The 17,207-nt window shown below is 42.6% G+C and carries 16 protein-coding genes; 15 read left to right on the forward strand and 1 reads right to left on the reverse strand.

Features of this window, described 5'->3' with window-relative positions; translation table 11 throughout:
- The first annotated feature begins 26 nt into the window (after positions 1-26).
- The 3 genes from I2I33_RS11960 to I2I33_RS11970 all read left to right on the forward strand — a co-directional run bounded on the left by I2I33_RS11960 (position 27) and on the right by I2I33_RS11970 (position 4,133).
- Positions 27-1,724 carry a dipeptidase gene (locus tag I2I33_RS11960; RefSeq protein ID WP_087420791.1) on the forward strand — a complete coding sequence of 566 codons (1,698 nt, stop codon included), beginning with the start codon at positions 27-29 and terminating at the stop codon, positions 1,722-1,724.
- Between the two features lie 148 nt (positions 1,725-1,872).
- On the forward strand, positions 1,873-2,226 hold the full coding sequence (rplS, locus tag I2I33_RS11965; RefSeq protein ID WP_027200792.1) for a 50S ribosomal protein L19: 354 nt from the start codon (positions 1,873-1,875) through the stop codon (positions 2,224-2,226).
- A 164-nt stretch (positions 2,227-2,390) separates the two neighbouring features.
- Positions 2,391-4,133 carry a phospho-sugar mutase gene (locus I2I33_RS11970; protein WP_087420790.1) on the forward strand — a complete coding sequence of 581 codons (1,743 nt, stop codon included), beginning with the start codon at positions 2,391-2,393 and terminating at the stop codon, positions 4,131-4,133.
- Positions 4,134-4,320: 187 nt separating this feature from the next.
- Here I2I33_RS11970 and I2I33_RS11975 read toward each other — a convergent pair whose 3' ends face one another.
- On the reverse strand, positions 4,321-5,742 hold the full coding sequence (locus I2I33_RS11975; RefSeq protein WP_087420789.1) for an ATP-dependent RecD-like DNA helicase: 1,422 nt from the start codon (positions 5,740-5,742) through the stop codon (positions 4,321-4,323).
- A 184-nt stretch (positions 5,743-5,926) separates the two neighbouring features.
- Here I2I33_RS11975 and I2I33_RS11980 point away from each other — a divergent pair, with 184 nt between their 5' ends.
- The 12 genes from I2I33_RS11980 (at position 5,927) to I2I33_RS12035 (ending at position 16,973) form a co-directional block, all read left to right on the forward strand.
- On the forward strand, positions 5,927-6,571 hold the full coding sequence (locus I2I33_RS11980) for a hypothetical protein (RefSeq protein ID WP_087420788.1): 645 nt from the start codon (positions 5,927-5,929) through the stop codon (positions 6,569-6,571).
- 26 nt (positions 6,572-6,597) lie between these two features.
- Positions 6,598-7,440, forward strand: a complete 843-nt coding sequence (locus I2I33_RS11985) for a DUF3822 family protein (protein ID WP_087420787.1) — start codon at positions 6,598-6,600, stop codon at positions 7,438-7,440.
- Positions 7,428-7,967, forward strand: a complete 540-nt coding sequence (locus I2I33_RS11990) for an RsmD family RNA methyltransferase (RefSeq protein WP_087420786.1) — start codon at positions 7,428-7,430, stop codon at positions 7,965-7,967. Before I2I33_RS11985 ends, I2I33_RS11990 begins: the two co-directional genes overlap by 13 nt.
- Before the next feature lie 122 nt (positions 7,968-8,089).
- Positions 8,090-9,076, forward strand: a complete 987-nt coding sequence (locus I2I33_RS11995) for a porin (protein ID WP_087420785.1) — start codon at positions 8,090-8,092, stop codon at positions 9,074-9,076.
- 99 nt (positions 9,077-9,175) lie between these two features.
- A complete protein-coding gene (pstS, locus tag I2I33_RS12000) occupies positions 9,176-10,237 on the forward strand; it encodes a phosphate ABC transporter substrate-binding protein PstS (RefSeq protein WP_087420784.1) in 1,062 nt (353 codons plus the stop codon).
- An 82-nt stretch (positions 10,238-10,319) separates the two neighbouring features.
- Positions 10,320-11,171 carry a phosphate ABC transporter permease subunit PstC gene (gene pstC, locus I2I33_RS12005; RefSeq protein WP_087420783.1) on the forward strand — a complete coding sequence of 284 codons (852 nt, stop codon included), beginning with the start codon at positions 10,320-10,322 and terminating at the stop codon, positions 11,169-11,171.
- A gap of 8 nt (positions 11,172-11,179) precedes the next feature.
- Positions 11,180-12,043, forward strand: a complete 864-nt coding sequence (pstA, locus tag I2I33_RS12010; RefSeq protein ID WP_087420782.1) for a phosphate ABC transporter permease PstA — start codon at positions 11,180-11,182, stop codon at positions 12,041-12,043.
- Positions 12,044-12,121: 78 nt separating this feature from the next.
- Positions 12,122-12,889, forward strand: coding sequence for a phosphate ABC transporter ATP-binding protein PstB (gene pstB, locus I2I33_RS12015; protein ID WP_027200782.1), 768 nt, complete (start codon positions 12,122-12,124; stop codon positions 12,887-12,889).
- Positions 12,890-12,979: 90 nt separating this feature from the next.
- Positions 12,980-13,657, forward strand: a complete 678-nt coding sequence (locus tag I2I33_RS12020; protein ID WP_087420781.1) for a phosphate signaling complex PhoU family protein — start codon at positions 12,980-12,982, stop codon at positions 13,655-13,657.
- 11 nt (positions 13,658-13,668) lie between these two features.
- On the forward strand, positions 13,669-14,352 hold the full coding sequence (locus I2I33_RS12025) for a response regulator transcription factor (RefSeq protein ID WP_087420780.1): 684 nt from the start codon (positions 13,669-13,671) through the stop codon (positions 14,350-14,352).
- A gap of 24 nt (positions 14,353-14,376) precedes the next feature.
- Positions 14,377-16,137 carry a sensor histidine kinase gene (locus I2I33_RS12030; RefSeq protein ID WP_087420779.1) on the forward strand — a complete coding sequence of 587 codons (1,761 nt, stop codon included), beginning with the start codon at positions 14,377-14,379 and terminating at the stop codon, positions 16,135-16,137.
- A gap of 158 nt (positions 16,138-16,295) precedes the next feature.
- Positions 16,296-16,973, forward strand: a complete 678-nt coding sequence (locus I2I33_RS12035; RefSeq protein WP_118305268.1) for a hypothetical protein — start codon at positions 16,296-16,298, stop codon at positions 16,971-16,973.
- Positions 16,974-17,207 lie beyond the last annotated feature (234 nt).

The following is a 17,207-nucleotide window of genomic DNA, read 5'->3' on the forward strand; positions in this document are numbered from 1 at the left end:
AAATAATCATAAACCAATAACTAAAAATGAGAAAAGCACATTTACTGGTTACACTAGCGTTTGTTTGCTGCACCACGTACACGATGGCCTGCACGAACTTTTTATTCACGAAAGGAGCAACGAAAGACGGGTCGACAATGGTCACTTATTCTGCCGACTCCCACGTTTTATACGGAGAATTGTATCACTGGCCCGCACAAGACTGGCCTGCCGGAAGTATGCTCGATGTCTACGAGTGGGACACCGGTAAATTTATGGGTAAAATCCCGCAAGTAGCCCACACGTACAACGTGGTAGGAAACATGAACGAGCATCAGCTCGCTATTTCCGAAACCACTTTCGGGGGACGTAAAGAACTGGAATCCCAAACGGGAGCTATTATAGATTATGGTAGCGCCATATATATCACGTTACAACGTGCGAAAAATGCCCGTGAGGCCATTGTGGTAATGACCGACTTGATTGAAAAATACGGTTGGGCAAGTAGTGGAGAGTCGATCTCTATCATTGACCCGAACGAAGTATGGATTATCGAAATCATCGGTAAGGGAGAAGGAGAAAAAGGAGCTGTTTGGGTAGCACGTATGGTACCGGACGGGTATGTTTCCGCCCACGCGAACCAAGCTCGTATCACGACTTTCCCGCTAGAAGGTAAAACTTCTATCTCTTCTGACAAAATGAACAAGATTTACGATCCGAATATCACCACCGTGTATTCCAAGGACGTGATCTCTTTCGCAAAAGAAAAAGGATTCTATCCTCAAGACGGGAAAAATAAAGATTTCAGTTTCTCTGATACTTACGCTCCGGTTGACTTCAGCGGGGCTCGTGCCTGTGAAATCCGTGTTTGGGCATTCTTCAATGCCGTGAACCCGGACATGGCTCAATACTGGGATTACGCCACGGGAAGAAACATTCAACGGGATAGCAAAGGTTACGCAACCAACCGTATGCCGTTATGGATTAAACCCAGCGAGAAAGTAGACGTGATGCAAGTGATGGATTTCATGCGCGATCACCTAGAAGGAACAGAACTGGATATGAGCAAGGATATGGGAGCCGGCCCGTACGAATGTCCGTACAGATGGCGTCCGATGAGTTTCAAAGTAGACGGGAAAGAATATGTTCACGAAAGAGCAACAGCAACCCAACAAACCGGATTCACATTTGTAGCACAATGTAGAAGTTGGTTACCCGATGAAATCGGAGGAATCCTTTGGTTTGGTGTTGATGATGCAGCCAGTTCCGTGTATTTTCCGATGTATTCAGCAGCCACGGAAGTACCTTTTGCTTTCGCAGTTGGTAACGGCAGCATGATGGAATTCACCAATAAAGCAGCCTTCTGGGTATTCAACCAAGTAACGAACTTCGCGTACACACGCTATAACTTGATTCACCCGGAAATTCGTGCAAAACAAGTTGCGCTGGAACAACAATACGTGAATTTCGTCCAAATGATCGATGCCGGAGCAAAAGAGATGTTAGCTCAAGACAAAGAATCAGCGATTAAATTTATCACGGACTTCTCCTGTCGCACGGGAAATCAGCTGGTGGACACGTGGAGAGATTTTTACGGTTACCTGTTCTGCAAATTCATGGATGGTAACGTGAAAACCGCAATCCCGGGAGAGAAAAACCCGAAAGTGGAGCAACCCGCTTTACCGGAATGGTATCTCCGAATGATTATCGAACAGACGGGTAAAAAACTTGAGGTGGTAGAATAAACACTACAAAATAAATATTCCGATGCTTGCATCGGAATATTTATTTTTCTACCTTTGCCACTCGATTTTGAAACGTACGTAGTCTCTTACATAAAAGACAAAAGTCGTAATACTGCGTTCGATAAATAAACTTTTTAAAATAAAGACAATGGACTTAATTAAAATTGCGGAACAGGCTTTTGCTCAAGAAAACGCTATCGAAATTCCTTCATTCAACACGGGTGATACCATTAGCGTACACTACAAAATTAAAGAAGGAAACAAAGAACGTATTCAGATTTTCAAAGGTGTTGTTATCCAAATTAAGGGAACAGGAACTACCAAGACTTTTACGGTTAGAAAAATGTCTGGTAACGTGGGCGTAGAACGTATCATTCCTTTCAATTCTCCTTACATTCATGCAATCGAGGTGAATAAGAGAGGTGTTGTTCGTAGATCCAGAATTTTCTACTTCCGTGAGCTTACCGGAAAGAAAGCAAAAATTAAAGAGAAGAAATTTTAATTTAAGCTTTAGCCATATAAAAAAGCCTCGTTTGAAACGAGGCTTTTTTATTTAAACATTTTCTCAAAATTTCTTCGTTGAAACGTAACAATTTAATTCCAAAATCCATACTATTCATTTAAGAAAATCCTAACTTTGCAAGAAGGTAAATAAAATGAGTACTTATGGAAAATAATGACATCATAAAAATAGCCAAAGCCAAAGCCGAAAAATGGTTGGACAAGGCATACGATGAAAAAACACGCGAAGAAGTAAAACGCATGTTGGAAAACACGGACACGACAGAATTGATTGAATCGTTTTACAACGATCTGGAATTCGGAACCGGTGGTTTACGGGGAATCATGGGAGTGGGAACCAACCGCATGAACATTTACACGGTAGGCGCTGCCACACAAGGTTTTTCAAACTACATCAACAAGATGTTCCCGAATGAAAAAAAAGCCGTATGTATCGGTCATGACTGCCGTCATAACTCCCGGCTCTTTTCAGAAACAGCCGCCAATATTTTCTCGGCCAACGGAATACACGTTTACCTGTTCGAAGATTTGCGCCCCACGCCCGAAATGTCATTTGCTATCCGGGACTTAGGCTGTAAAGGTGGTGTTATTCTTACCGCCTCTCACAACCCGAAAGAATATAATGGTTATAAAGCATACTGGGATGACGGATCGCAACTCGTTCCCCCGCATGATAAGAACGTGATCGATGAAGTAAAAAAAGTACAAGTCTCGGATATTAAATTCGAAGGAGTACCGGAAATGATCACCATTTTAGGAAAAGATTTTGACAAAAAATACCTGGATAAAGTGAAAACGTTAAGTCTTTCACCGGAAGCCATACAAAAAGAACACGATTTAAAAATCGTCTTTACCCCACTACATGGAACTACCTACGAACTTGTTCCTGCCTCTTTACGTAACTGGGGATTCACGAACATTCATACCGTACCGGAGCAAAGTATTCCCGACGGGGATTTCCCGACCGTGGCATCTGCAAACCCGGAGGAACCGGCAGCTTTCAAAATGGCTCTAGACTTGGCTCGCAAAATTGATGCAGATTTGGCTATGGCTTGTGACCCGGATGGGGACCGTATTGGTATCGCCGTAAAAAATGATGCGGGAGAATGGACGCTATTGAACGGAAACCAGACCAATATTATTTTCACGGAATACATCATCCGCAGAAAAAAAGAACTGAACCAACTTAAAGGTGGTGAATATACGGTAAAAACCATCGTCACTACCGAGTTGATTAAAGATATTGCAGAAAAGAATCATATCATCTGTTATGACGTGTACACCGGATTCAAATGGATTGCCGACGTGATCCGCAAAGAAGGCGGGGAGAAATTCATCGGTGGTGGGGAAGAATCCTTTGGCTATATGCCGGGAGCATTTACCCGGGACAAAGACGGGGTTTCTGCCACGTCATTAATGGCCGAAATCGCCGCTTGGGTAAAGATGCAAAATAAAACACTGTACTCTTTCCTCAAGGAAATCTACGCCAAATACGGATTCTCACAAGAGAGGATGATTTATATCGTGCGCAAAGGTTTAAGCGGGGCGCAAGAGATCAAAGCCATGATGGAAGAGTTCCGCCACAACACCCCGAAGGAGATCAATCATAGTCCGGTTGTGTTGAAAAAAGACTACCTCTCTTTGGAAGCGACCAATTTACAAACCGGAGAAAAAACGCACCTCAATTTCGAGACGAAAAGTGACGTTTTGCAATTCTTCTTGGCCGATGGTAGTAAGATTTCCGTTCGTCCTTCCGGTACCGAACCTAAGATTAAATTTTACTTTGAAGGTCGGGCCCAGATGAAAGATATAAATGACTATGAACGGGCGCAACAGGATGCGAACGCCCGTATTGATGCTATTATCAAGGATTTGAAACTTCAATAAAAAGCATAAAGGTGTCAAAAGTCATTTTTCAAACTCCCTCCCGGCTTCGCCGTACTCCCTCTATAAACAGAGGGAGAGCTGAAATACTCCCTGTCTTCGGGAGGAGTCACCAGCTCCTCCTCTGTTTATAGAGGAGGTGGCACGAAGTGACGGAGGAGTTTAATAAATGACTTTTGACACCTCTCTTTTATCCCTCCATTTCGATCATCTCATCCTTGAAATTAATCAGGTATAATTTTTTGCGGGCCCGGGTAAATGCCGTGTATAGCCAACGCCAATACTCATCGTCATAAGAATCCTCTCCCTGCCATCCCGGATCAACAAATACCGCATCCCATTGTCCCCCTTGGGCTTTATGACACGTGACTGCATAGGCAAATTTAATTTGCAGGGCATTATAATATTCGTTCTCTTGAATTTTCTTAAACCGTTTTTGCTTGGAAGCAATATCCATATAATCCTCTTCCACGGCCATATACAACCGCCGATAATCTTCATAACTCAATGCAGGTTGTTCCGTGGTCAAGGTATCCAACATGACCCATGCCGTGATCTCTTCCTCGTAACCGTAAATACTTAGACGAGTGTTGACAAAATGGAATCCGTATAAATCCTTATATTTCCCGACCTTCTCCACAGTGGCAATATCCCCGTTCGCGATAAAATCCACCTTATCGTACTCCGCTCCCCAGAAATAATTATTCTTCACGATCATAACTTTATCCCCACTACTGAAAGCATCTTCCCGGTAAAGGATTCTGGCCCGTATCCCCTCATTAAAACGATTGGCCCGTTTATTCGACCGACAAATCACCATCGTTTCGTCCATCCCAAAAGAGCTATAACATTGATCTAACTCTTCCAGTAGTTCACTCCCACTTACCCGTACAATATCCGGAAAACCCGCTACCCGAAGCAAGAGTTTGGCAAAAGGTCCCGCCCCGATCATTTCTCGTACCCGAGTAGCATTGTACAGGATTCCGGATTGTTCCGACTGCCGCATGATATCGGTCAAATTTGCCTCATATATTTCCATCCCATAACTCACTTGTAGAAAATCAGCCTCCAAGGCCGGGCTGACATCCACGCCAATCGGGGGTAACTGGGCTGTATCCCCGATTAACACCAAGCGGTTATTCCTCCCGTTGTACACGAACTCAATCAGGTCATCCAGCAAAGACCCCGTCCCAAAATTCGAATCTTGAGAACCCATTGAGATCATGGATGCCTCATCCACGAAAAAAAGCGTGTTGGCATTCCCGTTAAATCCCAAGTTGAATATTCCGACTCCCTCCTGTGCATTTTTCTGCCGGTAAATCTTTTTATGTATCGTAAAAGCAGGCTGATGAGAATAACCGGAAAACACTTTCGCCGCTCTTCCCGTCGGAGCCAACAAAACAACCTGTTGTTCAAATTGCAGTAATGTATTCACGATGGCCGCCACCAAAGAAGTTTTCCCCGTTCCGGCATATCCTTTCAATAAAAACAAACTTTCAGGATGACGATCAAAGAGAAAAGCTAAAAAATTCTTCATTGCCGCCTGTTGCGTGGGCGAAAAATCGAATCCAAACTTCTCTTTTACAATACGTTCAAAATGTTCATTTATCATCACTAAATTTAATAGACAAAAGTGTGCTGTGATCTTTTTTTTTTTTATATTTGCCGACACGACAATCCATTAAGGATTTGTTCACGGTATCGTCAAAAAATACCGTGTAAAGATAGGAAAAAACAGCTTAAATAATAACGAGAACTAACTTGTTTAATACATAATAAATATACTGACGAAAAAGATGAAAAAAATTATTATTCAAATTCTTTTAGCAGCTGCCGCTCTCTATCTGGGATACATGTGCTACGAAAGCGTGCAGAATCCTATTCAATTTCAGAAGTTGAAAAAACAGAGATATGATAGGGTTATCCAAAAACTGAAAGATATCAGAACAGCTCAAGATGCTTTCAAGAGTATTCATGGAACATACACCAGTAGTTTCGATTCATTAATCAATTTCGTGAAATACGATTCATTGAAAACCGTACGTTCTATCGGAGAACTTACTGATGATCAACTTGAAGAAGGTATGACGGAACAAGAGGCTCTGAAAAAAGGGTTGATTATTCGTGACACGATCAGAGTTGCCGCATTGGGACAATTATTCGGGGAGAACTATCCGATTGATGATCTTCGGTATGTTCCTTTTACTAAAAAGAAACATGAATTCTTGATGGGGACTAACATGATCTGGACGGATTCCGGTATTGAAGTACCTGTTTTCGAGGCTCGTATTTCAAACATGGTCATTTTTGAAGACTTGTTTGATGAATACGAAGATGCCATTTTGGAGGAAAACGGTGAAAGAATAAGATTAAACAAATACCCGGGCTTAAAAGTGGGTAGCGTACAAGAGGCAAACAATAACGTGGGTAACTGGGAGTAATTTCCGGTTCGTAAACGAATAAATACATGCAGAGCATTTATTTTGTTGACTCCAATTTTACTTACGAATCATCTAAGAAATCGATATTATCCATCCGTTATGCAACGGATGGATTTTCATTTTGCGTGCATGATGAAACGGAAAAGCTAGTCGTGTTTGTACACGAACCCTATGCAGCGGATTCCAGAGAGGCCGCCGTGGCCAGGTTAAAAAATTACGTGGTGAATGATGCGATCTTGAACCTTCGTTTCAAGAAAGTATATATCATGCCGTGTTTCAAGGAAAAACTACTGGTTCCGGGAGCCTTTTTCGACAAGGCCAATATTGCCACCCTTTACACTGTCAACCAAGAAGTAGCACCGGATGACACGATCCTCTACCACCACATAGAGGGGATAGAAGCCTATCTCGTGGAGACGGTTATTTCATCATTTCATGATTTTGTACGAGAACATTTTCCCGTGGTTCAAATCGTGAACGGGGCATACCCTTTTATACTAGGTGCCATGGCCAAGGCACTACGAGACACGGAGCAAATCTTCCTAGACATTCAGGACAATTATTTTGATCTGTTATTTATCCGAGACTCCGGTATTCAGCTATTTAACACGTTTAGCTACAAAGCGATGACTGACATCGTGTACTTTTTATTAAATTGTATCAAAGAGTGCGGAATCAACCAAGAGAAAGCGCATCTTTCGATATGCGGCCCGGCGCTCAAAGATAATAAACTGAAAGAGTTACTTTCGCTCTATCTCCCGAATCCCTATTTTGCTAAAGAACCCCTGTTAAACGGTATTCTTCACGATAAAGAATTCAACAGTTCTCATTTTACTCACTTGTTAAATCTTCATCGATGCGGATTATAAGCGGTACACACAAAGGTAAAATCATCACACCCGACAAAAATTTCAAAGCACGTCCGACAACGGATTTTGCCAAAGAGAATTTATTTAATGTCCTCAACAATTATATAGATATTGAGGATGCCTCCGTACTGGATCTTTTTGCAGGAACGGGAAGTATCAGTTACGAATTCGCATCCCGGGGTGCAGGAAAAATAGTTTCTATCGAACTGAACTATAACCATTACGCCTTTATAAAAAAGACGGCCGCCCAACTGGGATTCAAGAATATGACCATTTTCAAAACAGACGTATTTATCGCCTGTAAAAAACTGAACGGAACGACCTTTGACATCATTTTCGCAGACCCTCCTTACAACCTGGAAAAAATCAACGAGATTCCGGCTGCCATTTTCAATAACGATCTACTGGCCCCAGACGGAATCGCCATTATCGAACACCCCAGCACCGTGGACTTCTCCTCGGAACCCAACTTTTTCGAACACCGCCGGTACGGTAGTGTTAATTTCTCGATCTTCAAAAGACAATAAACAAACCTAATAAATGTAACATTGATGTAACGGAATCGTATTATTTAGGAAACCTTTTCAGTCTACTTTAGCTGCCGAAAACAAGAGGTATTTAATTTTAATATTAACTAAAAGTTTGACAAATGAAAAGGATTTTAATTAGTGTGGTTTTAGCTGCTATTTGTTTAAGTAGTTTCGGTCAGAAACAAGAAGAAAAGAAGAAATTCCAAATCAAGGGACAACCGATTGTTACCGTTTTCGCGAACTATCATGCCGGGATTGGAAATGCAAATAAAGAATCCGGATTCGCTCTTGATCGTGCTTATCTTGGATACCAATTCTCCTTGACAGAAAAATTAAGCGGAAAAGTTGTTTTTGACATGGGTTCCACCAAAGTTTCAGGTTCCGACCTCGAAAGAGTGGCGTATATCAAAAATGCCATGTTAAGCTGGAAGACGGGTAATTTCACGCTGGATTTCGGTTTGATCGGTTTGGAGCAATTCAACGTACAGGAAAAATTCTGGGGATACCGTTATATCATGAAATCCTTCCAAGACGAGTATAAATTCGGTTCCAGCGCAGATATGGGTATCTTGGGTAAATACAAATTTACAAAATGGCTCTCTGCCGACATCACGATCAGCAACGGGGAAGGTTACAAAAAATTGAACGGTGACAACAAATACAGGTATGCCGTGGGAGCAACAATTCTTCCCGTTAAAAATTTGACTCTTCGCGCTTATTACGATCTTGCCAGTAAGAACATTGAAGGAGACGAGACGAAAGATCAACAGAATTTAGCCTTCTTTGCCGGTTACAAACACGAGTTATTCTCCATCGGAGCTGAATACAACCAAATGTATAACACCAAGTTCAAGGAAGACAACGACCAATCCGGATTCTCCGTTTATTCTACTATCAAGCTGGAAGATCAATTCAACCTCTTCGGAAGATATGATAACCTAGGTTCAAAAGATGATTGGAGCAGTGCTGACGGACAACGAATCTTAGTAGGTGTTCAATATGCCCCGATCAAACAACTAAAAATCGCCCCGAATTTCTCCACTTGGAACCCAAGAGACGGAAAATCAAGCTCTTTCGTCTATCTAAACATCGAATTCAAGTTGTAACATTAATGTAACAAATGCGCAACATTCGTGTAACAAGATTCATCTAAACTTGCAGTATAATAAATGAATCAGAAGACATTGAAATTAATACTATCAGAAATGAAAAATTTATTTATCCTTATTTTAGCTATCGCTATTGCATCTTGCGGGAACTCGAAGAAGAACAAAGAGTCCGAGAGCAAAAAAATGAACATCGCTGCAGCCGGGGCTACTTTCCCCTTACCATTCTACAACCTGGCATTCAAGACCTACCAAGAGAAAACGGGTAACGCCGTGACTTACGGGGGTATTGGTAGTGGTGGTGGTATCAGAAGCCTGAAAGACAAGATTGTTGATTTCGGGGGATCGGATGCCTACCTGTCTGATGCTGAGATGCAAGAGATGCCCTACGCAACGGTACACATCCCGACTTGTATGGGAGCCGTGGTTATGGCTTACAATTTACCGGAAGTGAAAGAATTAAAACTTTCCGGAGAAGTTGTTGCCGACATCTATCTGGGCAAAATCACCAAATGGAATGATGCTAAAATTCAGGAATTAAATCCCGGAGTAACTCTTCCGGACAAAGAATTAACCCCGGTATACCGTTCAGACGGTAGCGGAACCACCTTCGTTTTCAGTGATTACTTGACGAAAGTAAGCAATGATTGGAAAGAAAACGTGGGTACAGGTAAATCATTGAAATGGCCGGCAGGCTTGGCAGCTAAAGGTAATCCCGGAGTAGCCGGAACAATCAGCCAAACCCCCGGAGCGATCGGATACGTGGGATCAGAGTACGCATTTTCTCTGAACATCCCGATGGCCCAGATGAAGAACTCTTCCGGTAATTTCATCACACCGAACACGGAAAGTATTTCCGCGGCAGCAAAAGGTGAAATGCCGGCAGATACTCGTACCATGATCACGAACTCTTCCGCACCGGACGCTTACCCCATCAGTTGTTTCACCTGGATTATCCTTTACAAGGAACAAGCTTATGCAAACAGAACCCTAGCACAAGCACAAGCAACCGTGAAATTACTCGATTGGATGTTAAGCCCGGAAGCACAAGCATTGACTACAAAAGTTCATTACTCACCCCTTCCTCAATCAGCCGTGGCTAACGCCAAAACACTATTAAACTCTATAAGTTTCGAGGGCAAAAAAGTTCTCAACAATTAGGCGATTTACGATTTAATGATTAAGTGATTTTTTTCGATAATCACTTAATCATTAATCATACAATCACTCAATGAATTAAATTATGCGTGATCTTATTTTTAAACGGCTACTCTCTATTTGTTGTATCCTGATTCTACTGATTAGTGCCGGCATGATCTATTCACTGGTCAGCGGCTCGATCCCGGCTCTCAGCCATTACGGATTCTTCCAGTTTATCGGATCAACAGAATGGGATCCCCATCCGGACAGAGAAACTTATGGAGCCCTTTCCTTTATCGTGGGAACCCTCCTAACCTCTTTTCTGGCACTTATATTCTGTATCCCATTTTCTCTGCCCGTGGCACTTTTCACGGGTGAATTCTTTCGAGGTAAAAAAATTGCCACGTTCATCAGTTCCATTATAGATTTACTCGCGGGAATTCCCTCGATCGTGTACGGATTATGGGGATTTTATACCTTCCGCCCGATCATCATCGAGATGGGGGTCAATTCACAAGGATTCGGAGTATTGACCTCATCCATTATTCTGGCAATCATGATCATCCCCTATGCATCCTCCCTCAGCGGCGAGTTCATATCCATGGTTCCCAACGAACTGAAAGAGGCTGCATATAGTTTGGGAGCCACCCGCTACGAGGTGATCAGAACAGTCACTTTTCCCTCTGCCGGTTCCGGAGTATTTGCCAGCTATATCCTAGCCCTGGGACGGGCTCTTGGAGAAACCATGGCAGTAACCATGCTTATCGGCAACACGAATAACCTGCCCACCTCACTGGCAGACACGGGTAACACGATGGCCAGTATCATCGCAAACCAGTTCGGAGAGGCAGACGGGTTAAAATTAAGCTCCTTGATTGCCATCGGGTTACTATTATTCCTGATCACGGCAATCATCAATCTAGTAGCAAAACTCATCATCAAGAAACTTAATTGATTGCAACAATGAGTAGTTTAAGATATAGAACGATAAAAAACAAGGTCTTTTTCTACACGACCTGTTTTCTGGCCTCTCTGACGGTAATCCCGTTATTCGCCATCATCTGGGAATTGATCAAAAAAGGCTACAAACAGATTAATTGGAACTTTTTCACGGAGAGCGCTCCAAGTACTTTGGACGCCATGCTGGCCAGAGGTACGGGAGACATTATTCCGGGCGGAATTGCAAACGGAATTACCGGAACATTACTCATGGTTGTCCTAGCCGCAATTATTGCTATCCCTATTGGAATCATGGTCGGCATTCACCTCTCGGAACACCCGAAGACCAAATTTTCGAACATCACTCGTTTCTTGACAGATCTGATTCAAGGTAGCCCTTCCATCGTAATCGGTATTATCGCTTATGCCTGGGTCGTGAAACCCCTAGGTAGTTATTCTGCCCTCGCAGGAAGTGTCGCCCTTAGTATCATGATGCTCCCGTTAATCGTGCGTTCCACGGAAGAGACGTTAAAGATGCTCCCGGGAAGTTTGAAAGAGGCCGGACTTGCATTAGGAGCCTCCTACACCAGTGTCATTCTGAAAGTATTGTTACCCGCAGCCTTCGGGGGATTGTTCACGGGTATCTTGCTGGCTATTTCCCGGGTTATGGGAGAAACCGCTCCCCTGATGTTAACAGCCTTGGGTAGCACCGCCATCAACTGGGACGTGTTGAAACCCACGAGTGCGGTTCCCTTGTTGATCTGGGAGTTTTACAATGACCCGAACCTGATCGACATGATCTGGAGTTCCTCCCTCTTCCTGTTAATGTTAATTCTGACCCTCAATATTATAGCAAAACAAATTGCAAAAAAATGGAGAGTTCAATAATTGTAAATTTTAAATTTTAAATTGCATTACAAACAGACTTTCAATCTAAAATTTAAAATCTAAAATCTAAAATTAATCATGGTTATCACAAATCCTATATTACAACTTAAAAAAGTTTCCATTTCGTACACCCCGGGAAAAAACGCGGTAGAAGAAGTTAGCGCGGATATTGCAGAAAAGAAAATCACGGCTATCATGGGCCCCTCCGGATGTGGAAAGAGTACCTTGTTACGGGCGATCAACCGGATGCACGAATTGTACCCGGACATCAAGACCACGGGAGAGATTCTCCTGAACGGGAAAAATATATTAAAGACAAACCCCATGGAAGTACGACGCATGGCGGGAATGGTATTCCAACGCCCGAACCCGTTCCCCACGATGAGCATTTATGACAACGTGATTGCCGGGTATAAATTGAACGGGATTTCTCTTCCCAAGCAGGAAAAAGACCAGTTAGTAGAGGAAAGCCTTAAAAACGTGGGGTTATGGGACGAAGTGAAAGACTCCCTATTCAAGAAAGGGACCTTCCTTTCCGGTGGTCAGCAGCAACGGCTATGCATTGCCCGGGCTCTTTCACTAAAACCGAAGGTTTTACTAATGGATGAACCGACCTCAGCCTTGGACCCGATTGCCACCAATCGAATCGAAGAGTTGTTGCTGGATCTGAAAAATGAATTCACAATCTTGATTGTCACACATAATATGTCACAAGCTGCCCGTATATCGGATTACTCGATGTTCATGTACCTCGGTCATTTAATCGAATACGACGAAACCCAAAAGATGTTCACAAACCCAAGTGACAAACGCACGGAAGAGTACTTGACGGGGCAATTCGGATAAAATAATTTTTGATTTATGAGCTTAGATCGAACTCTCTCTATAAACACATTCCTTATTAACTTTTAGCTTATAACTTTTAGCTTACACCACATGACTACCATAAGAGAAAAATACCTGGAAAAGATTAAAGAAGACTTTGAAGTCTTATCCACCATCGTACTACAACAGATGGAACTCGTTATCACCGCAACCCACGACAACAAAGACGGTGAATTATACACGAAGATCGAACATAATGAAGTTATCATTGACAGTCTGGAAGTAAAAATCAGGGATGAAGTCATCAACTCCATCGTACTTTACTGCCCCAGAGCCAGTGATTGCCGAAAGATCATGTCCTATCATGATATGACAGCCTATCTGGAACGCATCGGTGACCTGTTGCTCAATATTGCCGACTTCCTCCGGGAGGTTGAATTACAGGGTTCCCTTTACGCATCTTTCCACCCGACCATTTTATTACAATTGGAAACGGTAAAAAAAATGACACAAAATGCTATCTTTGCCTTTACGTGTGAAGACGAGAATTTGGCAAAAGAGATTATCCGGACGGATGACCTCGTGGACAACAACCACAAAGAAATCATTCACGGGATACCTCTTCACTTTGTCGGCAAAACGATCAAAGATCAAGATATGCTGGATGCCCTTTCCCTTAGTGGGATGTCATACAACATTGAACGAATCGGGGACAACGCCACAAACATTGCTGAAGCGGCCATTTACTTGATGGAAGGGAAGAACGCGAAACATATTCATAACAACTAAATTTTAGAGCAATGGATAAACAACGGATGTTAGTGGTTGACGATGAAGAGGACCTGAGAGAAATTTTAAAATTCAACTTGGAGAGCGAAGGTTACCTAGTCGACACCGCGCCCTCCGCGGAAGAGGCTCTAAAGATGCTGACCGAGGAATATGATCTAATCCTGCTGGACGTGATGATGGGAGGAATGTCAGGGTTCAAGATGGCGGAGAAACTTCGGAAAGATCTTCACAACTCGACCCCGATCATCTTTCTGACGGCCAAAGACACGGAAAATGACATGCTCACCGGTTTCAATATCGGGGGCGACGATTATATATCCAAACCTTTCTCGATTAAGGAAGTTTCGGCAAGAGTGAAAGCCGTCTTGAAAAGAGCAGGTTCGTTGAATGCTGCCAATAAAAAACAGGTGATCGATATAGGCGAGATGCACATCGATTTAAGCACAAAATGTGTCTCCATCCACGACCGGCTCATCCCAATTACCAAAAAGGAATTTGAAATATTAAACATGCTGGCACAATCTCCCGGAAAAATATTCTCCCGCGAAGACATACTCAATAAAGTATGGAGTGACGACAGCTACGTGCTTGAACGTACCGTCGACGTACACATCACCCGACTGAGAAAAAAACTGGGCGAACAGGGGAAACATATCGCAAATCGTTCCGGATACGGCTATTGCGTGGAACTTTAAACGTTAATACAAAAACTATTTCCAATGAAATTATCCTATAAACAGAAGTTGTTCATTTACTTCTTCATTGTATTCGCCGTCTTCACGGTTGTCATTACCTTTTTCCAACAGAACCGGGAAAAAGCCTACAAAACGGAGACCTTACGCACCACGCTGGACGATTACTCCGACATCATCGCCCGCTATGTTCAACAATATCATCTGATAAACACCGGGCAAATGGATTCTTTAAAGAATGTACTCGTACTTATGCCCTCCAACTTACGATTAACGATAGTAGATCATGATGGTAAAGTCCTTTATGACAATAGTCTCGACAAGGAACAAGGGATCGAAAACCATTTACTGCGCCCGGAAATCCAGACGGCATTAATCCAAAAAACAGGAACTGCCATCCGGCTTTCTAAAAGTACCGGGGTCGAGTACTATTATTTTGCCAAAGACTATATGAATTATTTTATCCGGGTGGCTCTCCCTTACGACATCGAGATCCAGAACTTTTTAAAGACGGACAACATATTTCTGTATTTTATCACGCTACTATTCTTTATCACGCTGATCTCGCTGATTTATATCTCCGATCGTTTCGGGAAAGCGATTTCCGGACTGAAAGATTTTATCGTTTCGGCCGACAATCACAACATTAATTACAACAATATCCATTTCCCGAACACGGAACTGGGAGAGATCGGTGAAAAGATCATTCATAACTATCAACTTTTAGAAGAGAGCAACAAGCAGATCAACGTGGAACAGGAGAAACTTCTTCGTCACTTCCACTATTCCGACGAGGGAATTGCCATTTTCTCCGCTAACCGGGAAAAGATATATGCCAACACGCATTTTATCCAGTATTTGAACATTATCCTGGACGAACCGACATTCAAAGTCGAAAAACTGCTGGAACAACCGGATTTCAACGAACTGAATGAATTCTTGCAAAAGAACACCCCGGTAAACCCGAATACCACCAACATCCCCGTGTACCAGAACAAGATCAGCAAGGGAGGCAAACATTTTGCCGTGAAACTACTGATTTTCACGGACAACAGCTTCGAAATCACCCTAAACAATATCTCTGATAACGAGAAAAACAGGCTCCTAAAACAGGAGATGACGAATAATATCGCCCACGAGCTAAAAACCCCGGTAAGCAGCATTCGCGGTTATATCGAGACCCTTCTGGAACAACCCAATATTACCCCGGACAAGCAACATTTCTTTTTGGAACGTACGTATTCACAAATCGTTCGCCTATCCGACTTAATCCGGGATATTGCCCTAATCACCAAGACGGAAGAGGCATCCGAACTTTTTGACAAAGAACGAGTGAATGTTCACACCACTTTGCAGGAGGTCATTGATGACCTGCATGACCCGATCATAGCACACGGGATCAACGTGAGGAACGAGATAAATCCCCAGACGGTTATCGAGGGAAATAAAACGCTGGTTTATGCTATATTCCGGAATCTCATTGAAAATTCCATCAATTACGCCGGAGACAATATCTCGATCGGGGTAAACAACTACATGGAAGACAATGAATTTTATTATTTCTCCTACTATGACACGGGGCAAGGAATAGAAGAAAATCACTTGAACCGGATTTTCGAACGTTTCTATCGTGTATGCGAGGGACGTAGCAGGCAAAATGGCGGTTCCGGCCTGGGGCTCTCCATCGTGAAGAACGCCGTTCTTTTCCATAAAGGAGACATCTCGGCAAAAAATAAAAAAGACGGGGGATTAGAATTCCTGTTCTCACTGAAAAAAACTCTTTTCTAAATTCATAAATCCCGGCAAAAACAAGGGATCAAGGCTATCATGCGATGTATGATAGCCTTTTTCCATTGATTTTAACATTATTAGACGCAACCATTCACGCAATTATCCATCTAAGTAATGAAACTAAAAAAACAACGAGTAATAAAAAGGGGTTTAAAATGAAGAATCAAAAAGTAGTGACACTAATTATTCTTTTGCTCTCGGCAACATTCGCCTTCACATCTTGTAATGATGACGGGTATAGCTTGGACAAATTCTGGTTAGAAGTCGGTACGATTGAAAAAACAAGTGATCAGGATTACAGAATTATACTGGACAAAGGCCCTGTATTGTATCCATCCGTTTCAAATGTACCGGTACGTTACTTAGAAAATAATATGCGTGTGTACGCGGATTTTACCATCTTGCAAGATGCAAATCCGGGAAGTAGTGTAGATCATTACGTGCGAGTAAACGACCTGCAAAAGCTTCTTACCAAACCTATTGTACCCTATACCGAAGCCATTAATGACAGCTTAGGTATGGATCCGATTGAATTACCGGAATACTGGATTGCCAACGACTTTATCACCTTCCGATTCTTTTATGCCGGAGGCGCTAAAGAACACATGGTCAACCTGACAAAGCATGAAGAATTAACAGCGGACGAAAAAATCCTGTTAGAATTCAGACATAATGCATACGGAGATCCGGAAAACAAAAGTCTTTACGGTTATGTCAGTTTCCCGCTAAAAGAAGTATTTAACGAGGTAACAGATTCCGTACAGCTACACATCAAGTACAAAGGTTTCGACGAAGAAAGAACCATTGACATTACTTATCGTCCTCGTAAATAGGTCTCATAGTGACGATAAGATGTAACGAGGAGTTTTCGGTACCGAAAACTCCTCGTATTCTTTTACACTCGGAATACATTTTTTTCAAGATTTTTCCACGTAATATTTGGTAATTCCGCAAAACTACCTATCTTTGTACCCGCTTAAAACAAGCAACTGTTCTTTGAACAAAGGGGAGATACCAAAGTGGCCAACTGGGGCTGACTGTAACTCAGCTGACATCGTCTTCGTAGG

Source organism: Butyricimonas sp. BSD2780061689_150309_C8 (assembly GCF_015560935.1).
Classification (GTDB): Bacteria; Bacteroidota; Bacteroidia; order Bacteroidales; family Marinifilaceae; genus Butyricimonas; species Butyricimonas paravirosa.